This is a genomic window from Fibrobacter sp. HC4, assembly GCF_023373925.1.
Classification (GTDB): Bacteria; Fibrobacterota; Fibrobacteria; order Fibrobacterales; family Fibrobacteraceae; genus Fibrobacter.
The window spans coordinates 42,113-67,776 of record NZ_JALCZV010000017.1 but is presented as its reverse complement, the minus strand read 5'-3'; the positions used below and the strand labels follow the sequence as shown (position 1 = coordinate 67,776).

The window sequence follows — 25,664 nt, the reverse complement described above, 5'->3', positions numbered from 1 at the left end:
TGTAATTTCAAGTTGTTTTCACATATAATCCGTAATCTTGACCATTGTCTTTGTCAAAGCACCCTTTGATAATTGAATAATATGAGTCATCTTCAAATTCAAATTTTCGATAAACAGCATAAGCGATTATATCGGCAATCTGAATCAACTTTGACATCTTGGAATCAAGGAATAGAGGAACCTCCGCAAAGTTGCACAATGTGTTACCCCAATGATCTCCTTCAATTTGAAAAACTTGCGACCACTGCTGAAATTTTTGTTCCGATGTAGACTTGTCAAATATGGCAATTCCCCGTTCAGGAACCTTATTCCTTGCAAAGCGCCTTTTTAGAAACTTGTCAAAGCGGCTTGTCACCTGGGTGAAAAGTTCTTCATCATACGGAACTTTTAAATCAACATTTTTGTTTAAGACAGCACCAAAAAGAATAAAGTAAGATGGATAGTGACCTGCTATATATTGCAAAATTTCTTTAAGTAAATTTTCTCTGGTTTCCTTTGGAATACGACGCCATTCACCTTTTCCCGTTCTCATGCATGTTCCGTGTAATTCCAAATTTTTACAATTGGGATATTTATCCAATATTCGCTCTATATCTTGTTGGACAAAGAATGTTTTCGTGTCGCGAATAGCCAAACCTGCCAATACACAGTGCTTACAATTTTTATCCGTTGAAAGTCCAGAGTCATCTATGTAAAGCAGATACATACCCCCTCCTTCAAAAAAAAGAGAGTCAGGCGGAATAAAATCCAACATACAGCAAAAAGGCCGTACTACCTAACTCTTATATAAAGAATATACAAAAAAAATATAAAAAGTCAAGTGAACAAGTCTTAACAACCTTACCCGAAGTATTTGTCCATGGTGTAGTCCAAGAGTTTCTGCGTCTCGGCGATGGACTGGTTGATGGCAGCCTTCTGACTCTCGATAGAGGCAATCTTGTCGGCGAAGGCTTGTTGCAGAGGGAGGGGCGGGAGGATTATGGAAAAATTACGAATGGAATTTAGTCCCACGGTTTTTTGAGCAATTCCTGTAGCAACCTTATCTGCCTCAGCTTTTACAGAAGCGCACAAGGCCCAATAACATAAAAACTGTGCAACCAAATCTGGTCCTAGTTTAATTAGCGCAATATGTCGTTGAAAACAAAAAATACGATTTTCTTTAACGAGAATCGGTATCCCATAGGAACCCGTAACGGTATATAAGACATCTCCGACTTCGGCTTTTCTATTCTCTTTTATCTTATCGTAGTATTCTTGCGGAACATAATAGGTTGAAGAAAAATCTATCGATCTGCTGTCTTTATCCACATCAGATATGGTTATAAACGGAATACCAGACTTCGATTTGGGAGGAGGCATATGGTCTCCATCAGTTATAGATCTTGACACATCTCCAAGTTTTCTTTCCTCCCAGCCTTTGGAATTTTCGATGGGGTCGCCGAACATATCGTAGAAAATGGACTGAGCCAAGGTATCCAATTCCTTCAGCTGGGCCTTCTGTTTCTCCAGCACACCATTCAGCAAATCCAACTCCGCCACAATCCGCTCCTGCTCATCCTTCGGCGGTACCGGCAATTCGCACTTGCCGTAGTCCTTAAAGTAAATGTGAGGAATAGCCGCACCGGACGCAAACGAAGCCAGGTTCAAACTTTTCAACGCGTATGCAATATAGCGAATATCATTTCCGTTCTTCGGCAGAACATACTGCATCGTACCTAACAGAGAGGAGTACGCAGGATACAAATTGACCCTTCCAACACCGGAGCCGTCTTTCACAATGCCGATATATTCCGAGTCCCTATGATAAAAGTCGGCATTTTGCACGAAGCCGCTTGCCCCAAAGACCGGATAATCTCCAGTAATCCCTTCAAGCTTATTTTGCGCTATATTAGAGGACGCTTTCTCACAAATGTCCTCTATTCGCTTAACAATCCACTTTTGCTTCATACAGCACCGCCCTACAGGAACTTCTCGCGGAATTCATCCATGGCGGCGTTAATCTCGCCCTGCAATTTCTGAATACGTTTGAATACGACCTTTGGGTTCTCGTACTCCACCTTGACCTTCTCCACTTCCTTGTACTTGTTGATGGACAGGTCGTAGTCATTGGCAACAATCTCATCCACAGGAACAAAAAAGGACTGATCCTTGCGAGTGCGGTCCGTTTCGGCATCCAGGTTCTTCCAACGGGCAATAATGTCAGGGATGTCGTTCTCGGCACATTCCGTGCGCTTCTGGTCCAGGGTGTAGCCGTCGGCCTTCATGTCGTAGAACCAAACCTTGTCAGTGCCGCCTGCATTGGTCTTGGTGAAAACGAGAATCGCAGTTGAAACACCGCTATACGGCTGGAACACGCCGCTGGGCATACTGATGACTGCCTGCAAACGCTGATTCTCGATAAGTTCCTTGCGTATGGCCTTGTGGCCCGAACTGTTTCCGAACAGTACGCCATCGGGCACAATGGAGGCGCAGCGTCCGCCCAGGCGAAGCATTCGTACGAACAACGCCAGGAACAGCAACTCCGTTTTCTTGGTCTTGGTAATGGCGAGCAGGTTCTTGTTGATGGCCTCGTAGTCGAGCGACCCTGCAAACGGAGGGTTGGCAAGGCACAGGGAATACCGGTTCTCGTCGGTATTGTCGGTGCTAAGACTGTCGCGATACGCAATGTCCGGATTGTCGGCACCGTGCAGCATCAGGTTCATGGCGCCAATGCGGAGCATGGTCTGGTCCGTGTCAAAGCCATGGAACATTTCGTTGCGGTAATGGTCGGACTTATCCTTTTTCAGCAAATCCTTCTTATGGTGTTCCTGCACGAACTTCGCGGCTTCAACGATAAAGCCCGCAGAACCCATGGCCGGGTCGCATACCGTATCGTCCAGGTTCGGCTCCATCATGTCAACCATCATGCGGATGATGTGGCGGGGAGTACGGAACTGTCCGTTGTTGCCGCTGGCTGCCATCTTGCCCAAGACATACTCATACACGTCACCCATGGTGTCGCGGTTGTTCATGTCTAGGCCATCGATACCTTCGACAATCTTTACCAGGGTTCGGGCGCTCTGAATCAGGAAGGTGGCGCTGTCCATGAACCTGCTGTAGGCGGATTCCTTGCCGTCGTTCAGCGTCTTGATGAAAATGAACACGTCCTTGGACACCAGGCGGTACATGGCCTCGGCTTCCTTGTTCTTGAAATTGCTCCAGCGGAGGTCTGTGTATGGAACATCCCTGTCGGTTTCGGGGTTGTGCCAGTTGCCGGCCTTGAATACAGGTTCCTTCACCTTGGCGCCCATGGCGTTGGCGGCGGCCTCCTTCTTCATCTGGGCATCATCCAGCATCTTCATAAAGAACAGGTAGGTCATCTGCTCCAGGATCGTAATGGAATTGGTAATGCCCCCAGTCCAAAAAGTATCCCAGATTGCGTCAATACGGTTCTTGATTTCGCCTGTTATCATGTGGAAAATCCTGTTCGTTGTTTATGCTAAATATAATCTAAATCGGGTCTGGCCAATTTTCCAATTCACTTCAAATTGACGCTTTTGGATTTGTAGGAAATGAGCCTACCCCATCCACCCAAATTTTCCATGTAAGGGCCTGCCATCTTACCGCAAACTCCGTAAACATCGCCCTTGCCTGATAGAAGACCACTCACTCCTACTTCTATATAATACTGCCCCGCAGAGGTGTAAGAAAACGTATCCGTTAAAACACTATCCTTGAAAGCTTTTTCAGATCGTATACAATCACCACCATATTTGCAAAATTCAACAAAAGAATACAGCCCGTCCGGCAGGTTGATTCTTGCCGTAACCTGAACCTTGGAACTATCCAGTTTCTTGATTTCTGCCTTGGGCCTAACATCAATGGAATTCGGATTTTGATAAATCTTGGTTGTCTTTGCTTTCTTGGAGAAATTGCCCATATTTACGAGTTCACCATCCAGGTAATATTTCCCGTTCTTTGAATAAAAGCCCAGCTCACCTAAATTCTGGTACAAGACCGCATCTGTTTCAGCCTCGGTATAGGCGGTACCGCCTTCCATCATGGCGTCTTCAACCAAAATGCGGTTCAGCTTTACCAAGTTCATCTTGTATCGCCTTGCCGTTGCGACCATGGCGTGGGCATACCCTTGCAGTTCCCAGGGATAACGCTCGTTAAAGGATTCCAAAATTCCATTGAAAAAGAGTGACGCATCGTGTTTTGGAAGCTTGCTTTTCTTTACCGCCTGGACAACCTCATTGGACGCTTCTTCAATGGCATCGGTCAAGTCGTCGTCTAGTTCGTCTATCGCATATTTAATGTTGCGTGTATTTTCTTCGGTCTGCCTTTCTGCGGATCGATAGCCTGCCGTATTTCTACCAAACAGGAACAGATTCATCAGGTCCCCTGCAAAGGATACAGAGACGCACAGGGACAGCGCTATCACGATTCTAGGAAACATTTTGTGCATTTGGACCTCTGTTAGGGTGCTTTTTAAATATATATCCTTCTATTTGACATATTATGACAATTGGGATTGTCCGGTATTGTGTTTTGTAATGAAGTCTATTTTCTATTCTGTTCTTTTACATAAAATGTAAAAGAAATGAGTGTATTTTACATATTGTGTAAACTCTTTCGAATCATGAAACTTTGAACGCCGGTGAAAATCGGCGTTTTTCTTGTTTTTAGCTCGTTTTACCAAAAATGTAAAAATGGCACGTTTTTTGCTTTAATAGGGGCGAAAATAAGGATTACAATTTATGTCTCTCAAATTCTCTAAATGGACTGGTCTCGGCAACGACTTCGTGCTCGTTGAACCGGGTGAAGCTTTTGATATGACTTTGGGTGCCGACCTGGAAAAGCGCGTCATTGAACTTTGTGACCGACGCTTTGGCATTGGTGCCGATGGCGTGGTGGTGGTGACTCCGCTTTCTAGCTCCGAAGAATATGTGGTGGGCGAGAAGGATGTCCGTGCCGGCTACGACTGGAACAAGAAAGGCAATGGTGTAGATTTCGAAATGCGCATTTTTAATGCTGACGGTTCCGAAGCCGCCATGTGCGGAAACGCCACCCGTTGCGTTGCAAAGTTTATTGTGTCTCGTGGCCTGGGCAACGGGACCTCTTTTGTTCTGCACACCAAGAGCGGTCTGATCAAGCCGAGTATTTTGGGTTCCACAGCAAGTGCCGCAGACCTAGAAAAAATGCAGGTTTGCGTAGACATGGGTGCTCCCCGTGATTTCCTGGGCACCATCAAGCTCTCTGCAGGCTCCTTTGATTTTACCGGTGAAACGGTCTCTATGGGCAATCCCCATACCGTGATTTTTGTAGACGATATCGAAAAGATCCAGCTTGAAAACTGGGGCGTTGTCCTGGAACACGATAAGCAGTTCCCGGACCGCTGCAACATTGAATTTGCTCAGGTGGTGGCTCCCGGCAAGATCCGTATGCGCGTGTGGGAACGCGGCTGTGGCGTGACCATGGCTTGCGGTACCGGCAGTTGCGCCACTCTGGTGGCTGCCCAGCGCACCGGTCGCGTTGGCCTGGAATCCGACGTGGTCCTGGATGGCGGAACCCTCCACATCAAGCACGAAGAAGGCGGCCCGGTTTTGATGACCGGCCCCGCGAAGGAATGCTTTACCGGAGTTTGCGAGCTATGAGCTGTGAACCGTGAGCTTCAGCAGTCGCGACGAAGTCGCTATCTCAATAAAGCGCGAATGCGCCAAATTTTAACCTCAAAGTGAGTGAAACGAACGACCTCACACCTCAAAGGGCGAAGCCCGACCTGAGAACTAAATTATGAATAATTCAATCATTAACCCGTACTACGATCGTCTTCCTGGCAGCTACCTTTTCTCTACTATCGCCAAGAAGATCAAGGAATACCAGGACACTCACGCCAATGCCGACATTATCCGTCTGGGTATCGGCGACGTGACCACTCCCATTATCCCCGCAGCCATCGAAGCCATGCACAAGGCCGTAGACGAAATGGCCTGCAAGAACACCTTCCGCGGTTACGGTCCGGAACAGGGTTATGACTTTTTGCGCGAAGCCATCATCCGTGGCGAATACACTCCCCGCGGCGTTGAAATGGATCCGGACGATGTGTTCGTCAGTGACGGTTCCAAGTGTGACGTGGCCAACATCCAGGAACTTTTTGCCGCCGACGTGAAGATCGCCATTCCCGACCCGGTTTATCCTGTTTACCTGGATTCCAACGTGATGGCTGGCCGTACCGGCTTTATGCAGGACGATGGCCATTTTTCTGAAGTCACCTACCTGGCTTCTACCGCCGAAAACAATTTCCAGCCGGACCTTCCCAAGAACCCGGTGCAGCTGATTTACCTGTGCAGCCCCAACAACCCGACGGGTACCGTGCTTAGCCGCGAAACTCTCCAGAAGTTCGTGGACTACGCCAACGAAACTGGCGCTCTCATTCTCTTCGATGGTGCTTACAACTGCTACATCCAGGATGAATCCCTGCCTCACTCCATTTACGAAATCCCTGGCGCCCGCACCTGCGCTATTGAATTCCGCAGCTTCAGTAAGACTGCTGGCTTTACCGGCGTCCGTTGCGCTTACACCATCGTTCCTCACGAACTGGGCAAGCTCCGCGCCATGTGGAATCGCCGTCAGTGCACCAAGTTTAACGGCGTGAACTACGTGGTTCAGCGCGCCGCCGAATCCATCTACACTCCCGTAGGTTGGGAACAGACCAAGGCCGTCATCAAGGGCTATATGGACACCGCTGCCATGATTCGTACCGAGCTGACAGCTGCTGGCTACACCGTCTTTGGTGGCGAACACGCTCCCTACATCTGGTGGAAACTTGAAAACGGCGAAAAGTCCTTCGACTTCTTCGATCGCCTCCTTGGCACTTGCGAAGTGGTGGGTACTCCGGGTAGTGGCTTTGGCCCCTGCGGCGAAGGTTATTTCCGCTTGACCGCCTTCGGTGACCACGAACAGACCAAGGTTGCCCTGAAGCGTATTAAGGAAAAATTGTAAAAATTAGCACGGAATTTGCAAAATCCTATGTAGAATTTGTGAAAATCTTACATTTCATGTAAAATCGAATGTATTTTATAAAGGATTCTTATAAGGATTGCTGACAGGCCCCGCAATTTTTATAAAAACAAGAGTGCCTGAAAAAGACCCGAACCTAGAGACTATTATGAAACAGCCCATCGGTCCAGAAATATCTGTCATCCAGAAAATCAGCGCTGCCATTATCCATGAACGCGACGCTGAAAAGCTGCTGAGCAACGTTCTTGCCATTCTGGACACAGAACTTGGCATGTTGCGCGGTACTTTCACGTTGCGTTTTGGCGATACCCTGAAGATTGAAGCCTCCCATGGCATGACTGAAGCTGAAAAGCAGCTGGGCCAGTATCATATCGGTGAAGGTATTACTGGACATGTGGCTGAAACTCGCCGTAGCCATGTCATTCCCGACCTGCGCAAGGATTCCAGATTCCTGAACCGCACTGGCTCTCGTAATTACGATAGCCAGGTGGCCTTTATTTGCGTGCCCCTGATTCATGACGAGGAGCTGATTGGAACCCTTTCTGTGGACCGTCCGGTGGATGTGAACACGGACTTGGACCACGATGTGGCCTTGCTGGAAATCATCGCCAACATTACGGGTGATGCAGCCAACGAATGCCAGGAAGTCCATTCTGAACATGCCGCCTTGCTGGAAGAAAACCAGAAACTCCGTGACATGTTGTCTGGCAATCCCACGGAACTGGTGGGTAACTGCCGCGAAATGCAGATTGTGTACGAACAGGTTCGCCAGGTGGCTCCTTCCGATGCTACCGTTTTGATTCGTGGTGGTAGCGGTACCGGTAAGGAAATGATCGCCCGCGCTATCGTGAACCTGTCTGCCCGTAAGGACAAGCCGTTCATTACCCTGAACTGTGCCGCTCTTCCCGAAAACCTTGTAGAAAGCGAACTCTTCGGTCACGAAAAGGGTGCCTTTACTGGCGCCGTGAACCGCCGTATCGGTCGTGCAGAAGCAGCCAATGGCGGCACTCTGTTCCTGGACGAAATTGGCGATCTCACCATGCAGACCCAGGTAAAGCTGTTGCGCTTCCTGCAAGAAAAGACTTTTAGCCGCGTAGGCAGCAACGAAGAGCTTCATTCCGATGTCCGCTTCCTGGCTGCAACTAGCCGCAACCTGGAAGAACTGATGGAAAAGAAACTGTTCCGCGAAGACTTGTTCTACCGTTTGAACATTTTCCCGATTTCCATGCCGGATCTGGCCAAGCGCCAGAGCGATATCATCTTGCTGGCAGAACACTTTATCGAAAAGATGAACCTGCGCTACAACAAGAAGGTCGCTCGTTTGTCTACAACGGCCATCAACTTGCTCATGAGCTACCACTGGCCGGGTAACGTCCGTGAACTTGAAAACTGCATGGAGCGTGCTGTTCTCACTGCCGCTGACGATTGCATCCACAGCTACAACCTGCCGCCTTCGCTGCAGACCAGCCTTAGCACCGGCTCCATCATTTCTGCCGAAATGAAGAGCGCCCCGCTGGATGTGATGATGAATAACTACGAACGCGAATTGATTACCGAAGCCATCAAGCGCCACAACGGAAACATTTCTGCTGCTGGCCGCGAACTGGGCGTAAGCCCCCGCATGATGAACTACCGCATGAACAAGCTGGGGCTGAATTCTAAATAATCAGCTTGGCAAGTTCGCGGAACTAGATGTTATTTGAGTGAAGAAGGGTCTCCCGCGAGGGGGACCTTTTTTATATATTTCTAAAATATAATGGGGCGAAATTTATGAAAAAATTATTAGGTTTGTTTACCGCTGGTCTTGCTTTGGGTTTGTGGGCTTGTGGTGGCGATAGTGGAGTGTCGTCAAATGGTGCCGGTGATGACGTGAAGATAGAAGAATCGTCATCCTTTGAGGGGAATGTTTCTAGCAGCAACATTTCGATTTCGTCTTCTGAAACTGAAGTCCTTGAAGCAAGCAGTTCTTCAGAATCGCTCATTTCCAGTTCCGCTGATGCTCCTGCTTCTAGTTCTACCGAAGTTCCCGTTTCTAGTTCTTTTGAGGTGTTCGTTCCCATTTCTTCCGCTAACAGTTCCTCCGATGTTTCTGAAATTTCAAGCGATAGTGATTCTGGCCTTACTGAATCCAGTTCAAGTTATGTCGTAGAGGAAAATTCCAGTAGTTCCATCGTGTTTGGGGTGATGACGGATGAACGTGATGGCCGGACTTATAAGACTGTGGTTATTGGTAGGCAGACTTGGATGGCGGAGAATCTGAATTATGCCTATAAAGAACCCACGTCTTCGTTGGACTCCTCTAGTTTCTGCTATCTCGACGATCCTGAACAGTGCGCTAAATTTGGACGCTTGTATTTATGGAGCGCAGCGATGGATTCTGCTGCGATATTTGGCGAAAATGGAAAGGATTGCGGCTATAGTAAAACCTGCAGTGCGAGATATCCTGTTCGTGGAATTTGCCCTGAGGGATGGCATTTGCCTGATTCAACAGAAATGGTTGAACTTTTGACATTTGCTGCGTTGGAAATTGATTCTGATGGGGATTTTACTGATGCTGGCGTAAGATTGAAAGCCTGCGATAGTTGGGCTAGCAGTTGTATTGATTATGGGGGAGGAAATGAACGATGCAAAAGTGGCAACGGTACCGATGATTTTGGCTTCTCCGCATTGGCTGGGGGGTACGTCAATGAGGGGCGATATCGGTATAGGGGTTACAATGGCTACTTTTGGTCCAGCTCAGAGTTTAGTATGGATGCAGCCGTCTCTATGGGGATGCTTAATGATCGATCGTATGCTTTCATAAATCATATGAGTGGTAACAAGGATGAGGGGCGTTCTATCCGCTGCATTAAGGATTGAGTCAATCCATAGAAATTTCAATATCTAATTCAAAACAACTTGGGCTTGATCTCAAGGTGTTTTTTATATTTAAACTATGTTCGGATTTTATCGATTTGCTTCTGTCTGCCCCAACCTGAAGGTTGCGGACACTGCTTTTAATACTACTGAAATTATCCGTTGCGGTAAGCTTGCCCAGGCTGAGGGGGCTGCGGTAACGGTGTTCCCGGAACTTTGCATTACGGGTTATACTTGCAGTGACTTGTTCCACCAGGAACTGTTGCTGAAGAACGCTTATGCCAGCTTGCAGAAGATTGCAGAAGCATTTGCCGATACCGATATGATTGTGGCGGTGGGTTTGCCCTTGCGCATGTTTGGCCGCCTCTATAACTGTGCTGCCTTTGTGCAACGCGGAAACCTGATTGCGGTGACTCCGAAAATTCATTTGCCCAACCAGCGTGAATTCTACGAAAAGCGCCACTTTAATAGCGGACGCGACTTGCTGAATTCTGCAGATCGTATTTCCTGGGATTTCCCTAGCTTTGGCGAAGTGCCGGTAACCAACTTTATCCGCACGGGTTGTCTGGACGGTTCCGAGGTTTGCTTTGGCGTAGAACTCTGCGAAGACTTGTGGACTCCTATGCCTCCCAGCGGTGAACTGGCCTTGGCCGGTGCAAATGTAATCCTGAATCTTTCTGCCAGCGACGCCTTGGTGGGGAAGGGCGATTACCGCCGTAACCTGGTCATGAACCAGTCTGCCCGTTGCATGGCTGCCTATGTCTATTCTTCTGCCGGCGTTCAGGAATCGACCACCGACATGGTTTTCAGCGGTCACTTGATGATTGCCGAAAACGGTAGCATGCTGGCCGAAAGCAAGACCTATGGCCGCGACTCCGAAATCATTTACGCCGACGTGGATGTGCAGCGCCTGAATATGCAGCGCTTGAGCGAAGGTTCCTTCCAGGACTTTGATTCTACTCCCTATTTTGCGACTGCTGCAGAATTCGGCCCCTTGCCAGAAATTTCCTTTGACGAATCGGGTTCTGCAGACGCTCTCAAGTATCGTTATGTTTGCCCCACGCCTTTTGTGCCGGGTAACATCGAAACTCGTGATGCCAACTGCAAGGAAATCTTTAACATTCAGTGTGCGGGCTTGGCCAAGCGTATCGAGGCTTCCCGCTCCAAGCGTGTTGTTGTTGGCCTGAGCGGTGGCCTGGATTCCACCTTGGCTTTGCTGGTCATTGCCGAAACTTTCAAACTGTTGAAGCGCCCTGCCTCTGAAATCCTGGTGCTGACCATGCCTGGCTTTGGTACGACCAACCGCACCAAGAACAATGCGGTGGAAATGGCAAACCTTTTGGGCGTGGAACTGCGCACGGTTTCTATCAAGGACGCCTGCATGCAGCACTTCAGCGACATCGGTCATGATCCTGCCGTGTTGAACGTGACTTACGAAAACGTCCAAGCCCGCGAACGAACCCAGATTCTCATGGACGTTGCCAACAAGGAAGGTGGCATTGTGGTAGGTACCGGCGACCTTTCTGAAATCGCTCTGGGCTGGAGCACTTACAATGCGGATCACATGTCCATGTACGCCGTGAACTGCGATATTCCCAAGACCTTGGTCCGTCATGTGGTGGCCTGGTACGCCGACCGCGCCCGCAATTTCTTTGCCGCAGATGTAGCCGCTGGCTCCGCCGACGAGACTGCTGCTTTCAAGTCCGCCGATGCGCTTTCCGCAGTGCTTCGCGACATTTTGGATACTCCCGTTTCTCCGGAACTTCTGCCTGCCGACGCCAACGGCCAGATTGCCCAGAAGACGGAATCCATCCTTGGCGCCTACGAAATTCACGATTTCTATCTGTACCATTTTGCAAAGTACGGCGCAGAACCTGCAAAGATGCTGTTCCTGGCAAAGCATGCCTTCGCCGGTCTTTATCCCGACGAAGAACTGGAACGCTGCCTTACTTTGTTTGTACGCCGCTTCTTTACCCAGCAGTTCAAGCGTAGCTGCATTCCCGACGGCCCCAAGGTGGGGACCATCTCCCTGTCGCCTCGTGCCGACTGGAGAATGCCCAGCGACGCAAGCTTTGCTGATTGGCTCACCAATTCCCTGAACGCAAGCTTTAGGGAATAGCTTGACAAACGTTGTTGGAATTTCGGTCACGGGCAAGAACCTGTAAATTAAGTTATACTTGAAACGTTAATGTATGGTGCGAGTATGCAAACCTTGCCCCAGGGAGTAGATTCAATGAACAAGAAATTTTTTGGAAAGAAAGTGGTAAAGTTTGGCTTTGTAGCCTTTGCTCTGGCTTTGGGCCTTGCCGCATGTGGTGATGGCGGCTCTTCAAACGGACCGGCTAATAACCATGAGGACACAAACATTTCTTCTGTTGAGTCTGAAGAAAATTTGCCCAGCTGTACAGAAAGCGGGGAAGGTTTCGTTAACTTTATTAATGGGACAAAGGAAGGTTTCATTTGCAAGGATCGTAAGTGGGTCCATTACGATATGATTGCGGACGTTGAAGAAAATCTGCCTGGCTGCACGGGGTCAAGAGAAGGCCTGTCAGCTTACCTTTATGAAGAAGACCGCGAGTTGAATTGCGTGGAAGGCTCCTGGGATGTTGTTGGCGAGGTTGCAAGTTCCTCTTTCAGCGAAAAGGGCGACTCTTCCTCGTCTAGAGAAAAGGACGGTTCCTCTTCTAGCGTTGCCCCGAATTCCTCTTCCGGTGTCATCCTGAGCGATAGCGAAGGATCTAGCAGTTCTTCTGCAAAAAGTAGCAGCTCTGTAGCCTCTTCAAGTTCCGTAACATCCTCTTCTTCTGTCGCAAGTAGTTCTTCCACCAGTGTTCCTGGCACATCTTCCAGTGTCATCCCGGGCACCGACCCGGGATCTAGTAGCTCCGTTGCATCATCAAGTACTTCATCTTCATCCGTCATTCAGAGTTCGTCGAGCGAAGGAACTAGCATCAAGGATGGAAGTAAATACGATGCGTCGGCAAATACCTTGACCGACCTCCGCGACAACCAAGTCTACAAGACCGTCACTATCGGCTCCCAAACCTGGATGGCCGAGAACCTGAACTACGAAACAGGAAATAGCTGGTGCTACGAAAACAAGGCTTCTAACTGCGACAAGTACGGTCGCCTTTATACCTGGAGTGCCGTGATGGATAGTGCTGCCCAGTTCAGTGTAAATGCTGGAACCAGGTGTGGCTATGGCAAGACCTGTACCCCCAATAGCCCCCACCGCGGCATTTGCCCCGAGGGCTGGCATGTGCCCACGAACGAGGAGTACAGCACTCTGTACACCTACATCGGTGGTTCCAGCACCGCAGGTTCGTTGTTGAAATCCACCAGTGGCTGGGGTGATTATTACGGCAAGAGCGGTAACGGGACCGACAAGTATGGCTTCTCGGTGCTCCCCGCCGGTTACAGGGGCAGCTATGGCAATTTCAGCAATGAGGGCTACTACGCCTACTTGTGGTCTGCTTCTGAGTACTATAGCGACTTCGCGTGGTACCAGCTCTTCTACTTCAATGACGACTACGCAAACCAGCTCAGCTACTACAAGTACGACGGTCAAAGTTTGCGTTGCCTTAAGGACTAGGCTAAACCTTCAAAATGCTTCTAATTCAGCCTTTCTAGCCACCGGCTCAGAAATACGTTATAGACGCAGTAACTTTTTCCTTCAAGGGTTGTTGTCTCCAGCAGAAGTTCCTTTTCGACGAGGGCGCTTGCGATTTTTTTTGCGCTGGAGGCATTGATTGGACAGGAGAACGACTTCCGTATTTCACCTTTAGTATTTTACCAAAGGTAATATGCTAATAGTAAAATGAATGGTCAATAAGAAAAATCCCGGCTCGGAGGCCGGGATGACTGGTGTCTATTTAAACAGGTCGTTGTCGCCGTCGTCCTCGCCTTCGGAATCCGAAGTGCCGTCATCGAAAGTGTCCGGCGGAGAAATGCGGCTGGCGCGCTTGACCTTCTTGGCGGTAAACTTGCTGCCCAGAGCCTTGTAGCCCTTGACTTCTGCAATTTCCGTCAGATCCAGTTCTTCCTTCTGGACTTCGCGGCCCACCTGATATTCCATCAGTTCGCGGGCGTCGTCGGTGGCGAAGAATTCGATCATCTGGGTGTCCTTATGATCGCTGACCAGGCTGAATTCCGTAGTCATGGGGCAGCCTTCAAGATTGAAGCGCTTGACCATGTAGTTGAAGTTTCCGCCTTCGAAGTACAGCACCGTAAAGACCTGTGCAGGATCGTACTTGTGAATGTACTTGATGCCTGTACCCACGAGAATGGGATCTGCCATGTCGTGGACGCGGGCGGTTCCGTTTTCCTTGACGATAAGGACCTTGTCCTTTTCGCCGAATTCGCCGATACGGTCACCCTTCTTCTGGGTGCTGATGATACCGCTGGGGGCGTCAAAGTACAGCACGCGGGCGCCCAAGGTACTTACACCCTTGCGCAGGCGCTTGATGCTCTTGACCGGGTACTTGGTAACGATATTGCCCATGGCGCCACGGCCCTTCACTTCGATGGTGCTGAAATCCACTTCGAAGTTCAGCTTGGTACGGGGGCGGGGCTTCAGGGTGACTTCTACCACTTCGGCTTCGCCGTTCAGGTTGCTGGACATGTAGAGAATCTTGCTGCCCGGCTTACCCTTGCCCATGAAGTAGTCCTTGTCGCGGGTGACGCCACCCACGTTAAAGCGCTTGATGTAGTAAGCTCCGTCCTTGCCATCCAAATGGATGACGTTATAAATATGACGGTCATCATCCTTCTTGAACTTTTCGACTAGGATAATATCCTTACCTACGAAGTCCTTGTCGCTGACCTTGACCACCTTGAAGCTACCGTCGGCCTTGAATACGATCAGGTCGTCGTATTCAGAAACGTCGAAGAGGTATTCTTCCTTCTTCATACTGGTGCCCAGGAAGCCTTCCTTGCGGTTGACATACAGCTTCTGGTTGGCGATGGCCACATGTACAGCGTTCACCTTGCCGAATTCTGCAATCTGGGACTTACGTTCCTTGCCTTCGCCATACTTCTTGAGGATATTCTTGAAGTGGTTGATGGTGTAGTCGGTAATATGTTCCTGGTTGAACTTGTTTTCGGCAATCTTTGCATCCAGTTCTGCCAACAGTTCGTCGGCCTTCTTGCGGTCGAAACGGCTGATGCGGCGGATAGGAATTTCTGCAAGCTTCAGGATTTCTTCTTCGGTGACCTCGCGGCGGAGCATCTTCTTGACGTAGGGCTTCAGGCCTTCATCAATGAGCTGGACCATTTCTTCGCGGCTCTTGGCATTCTCGATAACCTGGTAGACCTTCTTTTCTATGAAGATCTTTTCGAGGCTGGTCATGTGCCACTTGTCTTCAAGGTGCTTCAGTTCGTTCTGAAGTTCCCACTGCAGCAGGTGAACCGTATGTTCGGTGTTCATGCGCAGGATTTCGGACACGCCCAGGAATTTGGGGTGCTTGTCTACAATGACGCAAGTGCAGGGGGACAGGCTCTTTTCGCAGTCGGTAAAGGCGTAGAGGGCGTCCATGGCCACCTGGGGATCGGTACCGGCCTGCAGGTGGATCAGAATTTCCACATCGCGGCTGGTGTTGTCGTCCACATGCTTGATCTTGATCTTGCCCTTGTCGTTGGCCTTGACGATGCTGTCGATCAAACTTGAAGTTGTGGTGCCGTAGGGGATTTCGCGGATGGCCAAAGTCTTGTTGTCGACCTTTTCGATCTTGGCGCGCACACGCACGCGACCGCCACGCTGACCGTCGTTATATTCGCTAACATCGATAATGCCGCCGGTAAAGAAGTCGGGATAGAGTTCGAACTTCTTGCCCCTGAGGATGGCGATACTGCATTCGCAAAGTTCGCGGAAGTTGTGGGGGAGAATGGAGGTGCTGAGACCCACGGCAATGCCGTCGACGCCCTGAGCCAAAAGCAGGGGGAACTTGACAGGCAAGGTTACCGGTTCTTCGCTACGTCCGTCGTAGCTGGGCACCCATTCGGTGGTTTCGCCGTTAAAGACCACGTCTACGGCAAAAGGTGTCAGACGTCCTTCGATGTAACGGGGGGCTGCAGCGCGGTCGCCGGTCAGCGGGTTACCCCAGTTACCCTGGGTATCGATGAGCAGGCCCTTCTGGCCCAGGCCCACCAGGGCATCACCGATGGATGCGTCACCGTGGGGGTGGTAAGCCATGGTACGACCGACGATGGTTGCCACCTTCTGGTAACGGCCGTCGTGATTTTCGAACAGGGAGTGCAAGATACGACGTTGCACCGGCTTCAAGCCGTCTTCGTAATACGGAACGGCGCGGTCCAGAATTACATAGCTGGCGTAATCAAGGAACCAGCCGTCATACAGTTTTTCTAGGTGGTGTACATTGGACAGGCCCAGAGTAGTATCCTGGTGCTCACCCACCTTAACATCGTTAAAAGATTCTTTGGAAGTTTCTACTTCGTTTTCGTTATCGTTGATCATGTCGCTCATAAGTCGTGTAGAAATAGAATAATGTCGTACGTTCAAAAATCAGTTTTGGGGCTTAATGTAGAAAAAATTTCTGACAGTAAAGTGACATTGCTACACCTACGGTGTTCCCCAGTTCCTGCTACAGCGACTGACATGTGTTGTGCAGCCATCTGTAACCCGACTCGATAATGTTCTGCAATGGTGTAGCCCAAATTAAGGGTGTATCCGACAGTTGACGCGGAAATCCACTCATCACTGGTTGAAGATCGGCCATTCAATTCCACTTCTGCGCTCATTATGGAACCGCCCACAAAAAAGTGAGAAAGGCTTTCGCTTTCGTTCGCCCAAATCATTAATTGTCCGCACACATCTATTTGACTGGATTTCAGATAAGTGCGACTTGCTAACGAACTGGTATTTGTCCCTTTTTCAACACGAACATTAAATGTGTCAATGGTGATTATAAAGGGTTCCCCAGGGTCGATGCTGTAATGGATTTCATCTTTCAATCGGGCGTTCAGCGAACTTTCATAAACATCGTTTTTCGATCCCGAAAGAACGTAGTTCCAATTCGATTCTCCAACACCATACATATCAACGAGATCTGGCCTGATCAAACCGAAAGCTTCATACAAGGAGTCAAGACCTGCAAAGTTTCCCGTAGTCACGACTTCACGCGATACAAAGGTGAATGAGGAGTCCTTACGGATACACAGTTCCTTGCATGTACTTGAAGGGATGACGACCTCATGGGTATCTTCGATAAGATTGTTGACATAACCTCAATACCTAACAATTATAGGACGGTAATATAGCATCTTTTTATGGTATTATAGTTCTTGAAGGCATTCAAATTTTATATATTCCGTTTAGTAATTGGAGGTTTTTTATGAAATTTTCCCGTGTGATTTCCCTGGCCGCTCTGTTTGCTGCATCTTTCGGCTTTGTCGCCTGTGATGATTCCTCTTCTGCTTCTAGCGACGAAAAGGCTGGCTACGACTGCTCCGTTAAAGGCGGCGTAAAGGTCGTCTACCCGGCCGGTGGCGAAAAGTTCAAGATGGGCGAAACCATTACCGTTATTTACGGCTCCGACATTCAGGGAACGGGTTTCCGTTTCGTGTACAAGGTCGACAAGGATGACCTGGGCGACGATATGTTCGAAGAATCCATGGGCCCGGAACATCCGGATGGCAAGACTTGCTACGAACAGAAGGTCGTTCTCGATAGCAATTATTCTGAACCTTCCGATGAAGCTATCATCCGCGTGATTCCTTACGAAAATACCAGTAAGGCCGGTAATTCCGGTACTTTCAAGGTTTCTAAGTAATCCTTGAGAATCCCGCACTTAAATCCTAAAGACAATTCGATCACCGTGGCCATTGTCGGCTGCGGTGGTTTTATTGGTAGTCACCTGCTTAAAGCTGTGCTGCAGCGTACCTGCTGGCGGGTGTTTGCCGTAGACCTTGAATCTTACAGGATCCAGCAGCACTTGGCTGACCCGCGGGTGGAATTCTACTGCGGCGATCTGGCGAACCCTTCCGTGGTGCAGCGCATTGCACAGTTCCCCGTGGTGGTGAACTTGGCTGCCATTTGCGTGCCTAGCCGTTATATGTCCGAGGCGGCAACCGTCATTCGCAGCAATTACGATCACCCGGCCCGCCTGGCCGACGCCTGCGCCAAGAGCGGCTCCTGGCTAATCCATTTTTCTACCTCCGAAATTTATGGAAAGACCGCGGCGGATTCCGGCCTGCTGGAAGAAGATTCTGCAGACCTTGTCTTTGGGTCGGTGGCTGCAAGTCGCTGGAGCTACGCTACCGCAAAACTTCTGGCGGAACGCTATATGGCAGGGCTTACGAACCTGCAATGGACCGTGGTGCGCCCCTTCAACTTTGTGGGCCCCTACATGGATTTTATGCCCGGCGTCGATGGGGAAGGAATCCCCCGGGTGCTGGCGAATTTTTCTACGGCCCTGGTGCGGGGCGAACCCATTAAGCTTGTGAATGGCGGACTTGCCCGACGGACCTTTACCTCGGTTCATGACGCCATTGATTTTATCTTCTGCCTCTTTGAAAATCCTGCGGCTGCAAAGGGCCAGGCCTTTAACGTTGGAAATCCTGACAACGAAATTTCCATTGCGGAACTGGCACGGATCATGACCGGAATCTATGCCGATGTAAAGCACATTCCCGTAGAAGAAATCCCTGGGGCACAGATTGTGGACGGCGTTGAATACTATGGCGTTGGCTACGAAGATTCCCTCCGCCGCATGCCCAGTGTCGAAAAGGCGGAACGGCTGGTAGGCTTTAAGGCTTCGACACCCTTGCGTGAAGTCTTGCGGGAATCGCTGACCTGGTTTGCGGAACATTACAGCACTTCGGATTGCCTTGAAAAGTTGGCGGAATAATGCCCGCGGAATTCAACACCTTTATTTTTGTGCCGGCCTACAATGTGGAAAAGACCTTGGCCGGTGTGCTGGATAAAATTCCCCAAAGCGTGTGGCGCAAATCCAAGATTCTTGTGATAGATGATGGATCGCAGGACGGGACCCGCAAACAGTTTGATAAATATGTAGAAGGTTTTCGGGAAGGTCCCGCTGAAAAATCGCAGGAAGGGACTGTTGAAAAATCTCGGAACGGTTCCGCCCCCCGCCTCGAATATTTTCGTTTTGAAAAGAACAGCGGCTATGGCGCTGTCGTCAAAAAGGGCTTAAGCGAAGGACTCTCCTCGGGCGCCAAGTTCATCGTCTGCCTTCACGGCGACGGACAGTACCCCGCTGATTTGCTGGACCAGTTTCTAGACCATCTGGAAAATTTCAGAACCGTAGATGGCCACGGTAACGAGTCTGCGCTCGCTCTATTGCAGGGCTCTCGCCACGCAGTGACCGGTGGCGCCAAGGCTGGGAACATGCCCCTGCACAAGAGAATTGGCGGAGCCTTCTTGACCGCCCTAGAAAATCTGGTGTTCCGTCAGAAGCTGACTGATCGCCATAGCGGATTCATTCTTTACTCCGCCGACTTCTTGCGCACCGTGGAACTATCTCGCCTGAGCCCCTCCTTTGACATCGACCTGGAGCTGATTTCCATTGCGGATGCCCGTGGCTTTGCCATAGGTGAACTTCCCATTCCCACTGTTTACGCCGAAGAAAAATCCAACCTGAACGTAGTGACCTACGGCCTTCGCTGTTTAAGACAAATTGCTAGAAGATTTTGCTTTACGTTAAAAGTGAAATAAAAATTCTATACCTATTGCGTTAATAAAAAATCTTTTTTGCATTTTCCTCATACCACATACCTCATACCACATACCTCATTCCACATACCACATACCTCATTCCACATACCACATACCTCATACCACATACCACATACCTCATACCTCATACCACATACCACATACCTCATACCTCATACCTCATACCTCGTACCTCATACCACATACCACATACCACATACCACATACCTCATATCTCATACCTCATACCTCATAACTCATAACTCATAACTGGTATCTGATTCTCGCGCATGAATTCTCATTTATTTTTCCCCTGGTTAGCGCTTTTCTCCCTGACTTACATATATTTAAGGTATGATTAAGTCTTTGATTTCTGCTTTAAATGGGGTGTTGCTGGGGAAGTCCGATACGGTGGAACTTCTAGTGATGGCATTGCTGGCCGATGGCCATGTGCTGATTGAAGATGTGCCGGGTACGGGTAAGACGACTTTGAGTAAGGCCCTGGCTGCGGCTGTGGGGGCGGAATTTTCCCGAATCCAGTTTACGCCGGACTTGTTGCCTGCCGATGTGACGGGTGGCGCGGTTTATAATGCCAAGACCGGTGAATTCGATATTAAGAAGGGTCCGGTTTTTACCCAGGTTTTGCTGGCCGACGAAATTAACCGTGCGTCGCCACGAACTCAGTCTTCGCTTTTGGAAGCCATGGAAGAACGTCAGGTTTCGCTGGAAGGTGAACGCCACAAGTTGCCGGAATTATTCATGGTTCTGGCCACCGAAAATCCGGTGGAATTCCACGGGGTGTTCCCTTTGCCCGAGGCTCAGATGGATCGTTTTATGGTTCGCATTTCTGTAGGTTACCCCACCGAAGAAACGGAGCTTGATATTCTGCGCAGCCATCGTGAAGGTCGGCCTGTAGACAAGGTGGTGGCGGTGACTTCGCCGGTGGATATTCTCGAAGCCCGCAAACAGGTTTTCAAGATTCATATTGATGAGGCGTTGGAACGTTATGTCGTTTCTCTTGTGCAGGCGACTCGTAGTGACGGGGGCGTACGTCTGGCGGCAAGTCCTCGCGCTGGTTTGAACTTGGTCCGAATGGCTCAGGCCTGTGCCTTTGTGGCTGGTCGCGATTTCGTGAATCCCGATGATATTCAGCGGGTGTTCTTCCCGGTCATGGAACATCGCGTGTTTGCCAAGGACAGCGCCAATCCAGAAGCCAGCAAGAACATCCTGCAAAGCATCCTGAAAAAAGTTAAAGTACCGAAGTGAGGTGAGTAATGAGTGATGAGCTGCTAGTGATGAGCAGTGAGCTAAAAGTAAGGCGCCTTTGGCGCGACTATAAAAAACTCATAGCTCACAGCTGAAAACTCACCGCTGGTAAGGGCGCCTTTGGCCCAACAATGATAACTCATATTTGGTTTCTGATATCTTGATTTGCTAGATCCTTCGACTTCGTCGCTTTGCGACTACGCTCAGGATGACACTCTCCCCTTCCTACCACCTACAACCTACAACCTACCGTCTACTGTCTACTCCCTACTCCCTACTCCCTACTCCCTACTCCCATGTCTTTCTTCTCCTGGTTTGTTCGTAGTGTTCCTCGTGCGCCTCGGCGGGCGGGTGTTCTGATGCACGCGTTCTACCTGTGGCAGGAATATTTTACTCCGGCGGGGAAGGCGGCTGCCGCATTGATGCCCTTGTCTATGGCGGTGGGCATGGTCCCTGGATTCTGGGCGGCCTGGGTGTTTTGCGGTCTGGATTTCTTGCTGTTCCTGGGAATGATTCTTTCCCTGTTCTGTTCCAGCAAGCTGAATTACGTTTCTATGGAAAATGTGGTGGTGACTCCCGCTTACGAGGGGGAGGTGGCTACCATCTGGGCCGATGTGGGCGTTGGGGGCGAAGATGCCATAAATGCCATCGGTCGTAAGCGTTCTTCTAATCTGCTGTTGCGATTGTTTGGTCGCGGAGGCGGATCTGCTGATCGTCTGGATTCGGTGCAGTTGGCATCTTACCGTATGGACCCGAGCTTGACTTGGCTTGAATCCGAGATGGTTCAGATTAATGCCGCTGACGGTTTTAAGAAACTGGAATGCAAAATTCAGACGAAGAACCGCGGTGCTTTTCCGCTGAAAAAGATTGCGGCCAACGTTCCCGAAATCATGGGACTTTTGCAGTGGCCTTTTGAATATCGCGGTTCTGCGGAATTGCTGGTTTATCCGAATCCGATAAAGGTGGGTGAATTCCCGTTCTTAACCTCGGGGGCTAGCGGCATGGTGTTTGCCCCGCTGTTGATGCCTAGCCTAAATCGCGGAATGAATTTTGTGGGCGTCCGCGAGTACCGGGAAGGAGATGCTCTTCGAGACTTGCACCACAAGGCTTTTGCCCGCTACGGCAAGCCCTTTACCAAGGAATTTGAAACGGAACGCGGGGCCGGTGCCATTCTGGTTCTGGATACGGCAGCTCCCTCCTTTGGAGAACGTCAGCATCTGGAATTTGCCATCCGCTTGACGGCGGGAATTGGCCTGTGGCTTCTGGAACGGAACATCTTTGGGCGATTCTTTATTGACGATGAAGAAATTCCGCTGGCTGGTAGTGGTGCCGCCCAAGGGGAACGTCGCAAGAACTTGATGGACGCGCTGGCCCGAATTCCTGCGGCGAACTTGATTACGGCGAGAAAGCCAGGACCTTGGTCTCCTGCGGCACGGCCCATGGATCCGGTGCTTCGGGTGGGACTGTACGCCAAGGAAGAACCTCTGGTCCACAAGCATATTGTGGTGGGCCGTGATCCATCTTCGGATAAGTGCCTGTTCGTGGAGCCCGCTTCCATAAAGTCGGGGGTGTCGCTGTGAAAAAAGAAATAGTAGACATCCGTTATGTAGCCAAATGCCTGTTCTTGATGACAGCCTCCTTTAACTTGGGGCATACTTTCGAGGCGACTTGGCTGGGCCTGCTTTTTGCGATTTACTTTGCCGTGACGGGATTCTTGAACGCCACCAGCCGCAAGGAATTTTCCAAGCGCCCCAAGTACAACAAGATTCCTGCCTATGGGGCCATTGTGCCGCTGGCCTTGTATTGGGTGGTGACTCCCGGTGTGGAGAACGGTGTGAACCCCATGATGATTTTCTTGCCGGGATTGTATTTGCTGTTCTTGGCGGCGTTGCAGGAACGCAGTCGCGGTAATGGCGGCTTTGAAGCTTTCGTGGCTTTTGACGGTGTGGCGGCCTTGCTGTTTGGCATGTTCATGGTGCCTAAGGGTTGGGCTGTTGCTGGTATTGTAGGGTTGCTGCTTTGCCTGTTTGCCTACAGCCGACGGGGAACGGCCTGGTACAAGTATCTTTTGTTTGTGCTGCTGGTGGTTGCCTTGGGCGGAATCGCTTTTGGCGGGTGGCGTTATTGGCGGGCGCATCGCTACGAAAAAGGGGCGCGGTGGGCCGAGGATTATTACCAGCGTGAACGGGTCATGGGCTTTGACCAGGTGGCGGCACTGGGAAGTTTTGGCAGCAATTACAACGGCAAGTATAATAGTCAGGTGGTGCTCCGCGTGTGGGATTCGTTGCCTTCCAATTATCTGAAGGCGGCCAGTTACGAAAAGTACGTGGCGGGAATCTGGAAACTTCCTACGGAACAAGTAAAGACTTTGACGCCGGCCTATTACCAGGTGGACTACGCGGTGATGGAAGTGATGGATTCTGTTACTTCGATGGGGGAGACTCCGGCAGGTTCCGCTAACCATGGAGTACGACAGGTTTGGGTACAGTCCTCCGTAAAGAATTTTGGTTTTGTATTTGCTCCCTATGGTGCGGTGGGCTATGCCGCAAAGGACGTGGATTCATTACAGTATTTTGCCGGGGGCATGGTCCGCGGGCTAGATCAGAACGGCAAACGTTCGGACTGGTACTACTTCGTTTGCGATGCTCAGGAGAATGGCGATGCTCAAGGCGTTGGTGGCTCCCAGAGAAATTGCGTCATCCCGGATTCCCTGCTGGCGTACAGCGAAGGGGACCTGCATGTTGGTGCCCGCTATGAAGCGCTTATGGATTCCGTAGTGGCCGAGATGGGACTGGTCCGTGGCGACAGCATTTCCGGTGAAAATTCCGATGCAGAAAATCTTCAGCGTGTTCTGGCTTATTTCAAGAATCATTTTACTTATTCTTTGCAGATTCCGGGACTGGAACGTTGGCGCAGTGGCGGGAATGTGACCCGGGATCCTCTGTCTGTTTTCTGGCATGCCAAGCAGGGCTTCTGTGAATACTACGCTACCTTGGCGGCTCTCGCTTTGCGCCGCGTTGGAATTCCTGCCCGCTATGCTACCGGCTTTGCTCACCCCGAAGTGGTGGAGGGCCGCCCCTATGCGGTGTTCCGTCGTAAGCATGCCCATTCCTGGGTCGAAGTTTTTGTGGATGGTCATTGGGCTATTTTTGACCCCACGCCTCCTATGTTTTCTCCCTTGGGCACCGAGCCTAGCTGGTTCAGCGTAAAGTGGGAAGGAATCCGCGGTCGCGCCGCCCGCATCATGCATTTCTTAAAGGAAGGTGAATGGAGACGTTCCGTAGACAGCTGGCAGAACTACACCCAGAGCTTTATAGATAGCGGAATCCCTTATCTGCTTCTCGTTTTATTGTCAGCGTTCCTTGTTGCGATCAAAACCCGTGGAGCCCTTAGGGCTCGTCAAAAGCGAATCGTGTCTACGTCGGCCAAGGCGATTCTCTGGGCAAAAAAGTTGGATGCAGCCGAAAAGGAACTGGCTCGTGCAGGCTTCCACCGAGAACCTGGTGAAACGGTGGGCGACTTTTTGAGGCGTGTAGAAGGGCACGAACCTGCCGATGCTGTGGAAATATTGCGGGAATACGAAAGGAATCGCTGGTGTTCGTAGACCCTTTCCTAAAATTTACTTGTCATTTTGGCCCTTTTTGTTAGATTAGAGTCTATGAAAAAACAATTCCTGATTTTGCCTGTCCTGTGCTCATCCCTGTTCTGGGCTTGTGGCGACAGTAGTTCTGCAACAGAACCTTCTAACGATCCTAATCCTCCTGCATCAGAAATCCTTTCTTCCGATTCCGGCATGTCTCCTGAACCGGGTGCGCAGTCTTCGGCCACTGCCGATCCGTCTGATCCGACTGTTGACCCCACAGTGGATCCGTCTGTAGACCCGTCTAATCCTACTTTGGATCCGTCTCAGCCTGAATCTTCTAGCGGTGTTGAAGGTCCGACGGAGAATCCCAATGCGGACCCCTATGCTGTTGGAACCGATATCGATGAACCCTCTTATGTACCCGAGGGCTGCGAAGTCAAACCTCTTGACAATGGCATGGGTAACGGCGTCTATTGCCTGGATTCTCTTGGAACGCCCCCTTTTAAGGGAACGATCTTTGCTGATCCCGATGCCGACGTGGCATACGATCCGGCCAATCCGGACCTGACGACTTTCACTAGTGTAGAAAAGGTGTTCAAGGCCCTGCAGCCCGATGAAAAGGTGGTCTTTGTTCTGCGCCATGCCGAACGTAATTCCAGTTCTGGAAAAACTTCTCACTTGACGGAATTCGGTATTTTCTCTGCTCAGTCCGTGGGCCAGAAAATCGCAAGTGAAGATCCGGCCTACTACGCTCATTCTGAATATGTCCGTACCCGCGAAACGTTGGAGAATATCGCCAAGGGTCGTGGTGAAACTGGATTCAACCACGATGCTTATGGCGTGTTGAATGGAGGCTGGTTCATCAAGAATGACTCCGCTTTCAATGCTTATGCAGCCTTGTCTACCGATGGAAACTATGTGGCTACAACGGACTGGGCTTTCAATGGCGGTTATGAAGACGCCTTCTATGACCTGGACTCTCGTGCCAAGCAGTTCATTGATGAATTCCTGGTGGGCGTGATTTCCAAGAAGGCTCGTGTAAGCGTGGTGAATACCCACGACATGTTCCTGGCTCCTTTGACAATTTATGCCTCTGGCCGTCAGATTGACCTTAGATACTACGAAAATCGCAGCTGGATTACTTACCTGGCCGGTATTGCCGTGGTGATCGGTGCCGATGGTTCTGTAAAGGTTCTTCCTGTGAAGGGTCTGGAATCTGGAACGACTTAGTTCTGTTAATCTAGAACGTTAGACTATAAAAAAAAG

General features: G+C 50.1%; 19 protein-coding genes. 13 read left to right on the top strand and 6 right to left on the bottom strand.

What is annotated here, in order from left to right:
* Positions 1-7 precede the first annotated feature (7 nt).
* The 4 genes from MMG03_RS11585 to MMG03_RS11570 form a co-directional block, all read right to left on the bottom strand.
* Entirely contained in the window at positions 8-706 is a 699-nt protein-coding gene (locus MMG03_RS11585) for a DUF3800 domain-containing protein (protein WP_170932282.1), read from the bottom strand.
* Positions 707-840: 134 nt separating this feature from the next.
* On the bottom strand, positions 841-1,947 hold the full coding sequence (locus tag MMG03_RS11580; protein ID WP_249506331.1) for a restriction endonuclease subunit S: 1,107 nt from the start codon (positions 1,945-1,947) through the stop codon (positions 841-843).
* 11 nt (positions 1,948-1,958) lie between these two features.
* A complete protein-coding gene (locus MMG03_RS11575) occupies positions 1,959-3,452 on the bottom strand; it encodes a class I SAM-dependent DNA methyltransferase (protein WP_249506330.1) in 1,494 nt (497 codons plus the stop codon).
* A 65-nt stretch (positions 3,453-3,517) separates the two neighbouring features.
* Positions 3,518-4,438 carry a hypothetical protein gene (locus MMG03_RS11570; RefSeq protein WP_088665424.1) on the bottom strand — a complete coding sequence of 307 codons (921 nt, stop codon included), beginning with the start codon at positions 4,436-4,438 and terminating at the stop codon, positions 3,518-3,520.
* A 301-nt stretch (positions 4,439-4,739) separates the two neighbouring features.
* Here MMG03_RS11570 and dapF point away from each other — a divergent pair, with 301 nt between their 5' ends.
* The 6 genes from dapF (at position 4,740) to MMG03_RS11540 (ending at position 13,450) form a co-directional block, all read left to right on the top strand.
* Positions 4,740-5,636, top strand: coding sequence for a diaminopimelate epimerase (dapF, locus tag MMG03_RS11565; RefSeq protein WP_249506329.1), 897 nt, complete (start codon positions 4,740-4,742; stop codon positions 5,634-5,636).
* Positions 5,637-5,775: 139 nt separating this feature from the next.
* Entirely contained in the window at positions 5,776-6,984 is a 1,209-nt protein-coding gene (locus tag MMG03_RS11560; protein WP_249506328.1) for an LL-diaminopimelate aminotransferase, read from the top strand.
* A gap of 166 nt (positions 6,985-7,150) precedes the next feature.
* Positions 7,151-8,668 carry a sigma-54-dependent Fis family transcriptional regulator gene (locus tag MMG03_RS11555; RefSeq protein ID WP_073233798.1) on the top strand — a complete coding sequence of 506 codons (1,518 nt, stop codon included), beginning with the start codon at positions 7,151-7,153 and terminating at the stop codon, positions 8,666-8,668.
* Between the two features lie 104 nt (positions 8,669-8,772).
* Positions 8,773-9,861, top strand: coding sequence for a fibrobacter succinogenes major paralogous domain-containing protein (locus tag MMG03_RS11550; RefSeq protein WP_249506327.1), 1,089 nt, complete (start codon positions 8,773-8,775; stop codon positions 9,859-9,861).
* Between the two features lie 76 nt (positions 9,862-9,937).
* Positions 9,938-11,977, top strand: a complete 2,040-nt coding sequence (locus MMG03_RS11545; protein WP_249506326.1) for an NAD(+) synthase — start codon at positions 9,938-9,940, stop codon at positions 11,975-11,977.
* A 114-nt stretch (positions 11,978-12,091) separates the two neighbouring features.
* Positions 12,092-13,450 carry a fibrobacter succinogenes major paralogous domain-containing protein gene (locus tag MMG03_RS11540; RefSeq protein ID WP_249506325.1) on the top strand — a complete coding sequence of 453 codons (1,359 nt, stop codon included), beginning with the start codon at positions 12,092-12,094 and terminating at the stop codon, positions 13,448-13,450.
* 276 nt (positions 13,451-13,726) lie between these two features.
* Here MMG03_RS11540 and MMG03_RS11535 read toward each other — a convergent pair whose 3' ends face one another.
* Entirely contained in the window at positions 13,727-16,339 is a 2,613-nt protein-coding gene (locus MMG03_RS11535) for a DNA gyrase/topoisomerase IV subunit A (protein ID WP_249506324.1), read from the bottom strand.
* A gap of 32 nt (positions 16,340-16,371) precedes the next feature.
* Positions 16,372-16,953 carry a hypothetical protein gene (locus MMG03_RS11530; protein WP_249506323.1) on the bottom strand — a complete coding sequence of 194 codons (582 nt, stop codon included), beginning with the start codon at positions 16,951-16,953 and terminating at the stop codon, positions 16,372-16,374.
* 254 nt (positions 16,954-17,207) lie between these two features.
* Between MMG03_RS11530 and MMG03_RS11525 the strand changes: the two genes are divergently transcribed.
* The 7 genes from MMG03_RS11525 to MMG03_RS11495 all read left to right on the top strand — a co-directional run bounded on the left by MMG03_RS11525 (position 17,208) and on the right by MMG03_RS11495 (position 25,628).
* Positions 17,208-17,645, top strand: a complete 438-nt coding sequence (locus MMG03_RS11525; RefSeq protein ID WP_073156600.1) for a hypothetical protein — start codon at positions 17,208-17,210, stop codon at positions 17,643-17,645.
* 45 nt (positions 17,646-17,690) lie between these two features.
* Positions 17,691-18,722, top strand: coding sequence for an NAD-dependent epimerase/dehydratase family protein (locus tag MMG03_RS11520; protein WP_249506322.1), 1,032 nt, complete (start codon positions 17,691-17,693; stop codon positions 18,720-18,722).
* Positions 18,722-19,549, top strand: a complete 828-nt coding sequence (locus MMG03_RS11515) for a glycosyltransferase family 2 protein (RefSeq protein WP_073284700.1) — start codon at positions 18,722-18,724, stop codon at positions 19,547-19,549. The genes MMG03_RS11520 and MMG03_RS11515 overlap by 1 nt, the downstream gene beginning before the upstream one ends.
* Positions 19,550-19,903: 354 nt before the next feature.
* Positions 19,904-20,815, top strand: a complete 912-nt coding sequence (locus MMG03_RS11510; protein ID WP_249506321.1) for a MoxR family ATPase — start codon at positions 19,904-19,906, stop codon at positions 20,813-20,815.
* Positions 20,816-21,174: 359 nt separating this feature from the next.
* Entirely contained in the window at positions 21,175-22,395 is a 1,221-nt protein-coding gene (locus MMG03_RS11505; protein WP_249506320.1) for a DUF58 domain-containing protein, read from the top strand.
* Entirely contained in the window at positions 22,392-24,419 is a 2,028-nt protein-coding gene (locus tag MMG03_RS16145; protein ID WP_249506319.1) for a transglutaminase domain-containing protein, read from the top strand. The genes MMG03_RS11505 and MMG03_RS16145 overlap by 4 nt, the downstream gene beginning before the upstream one ends.
* A 54-nt stretch (positions 24,420-24,473) precedes the next feature.
* Entirely contained in the window at positions 24,474-25,628 is a 1,155-nt protein-coding gene (locus MMG03_RS11495) for a phosphoglycerate mutase family protein (RefSeq protein ID WP_101478882.1), read from the top strand.
* Positions 25,629-25,664: the final 36 nt, after the last annotated feature.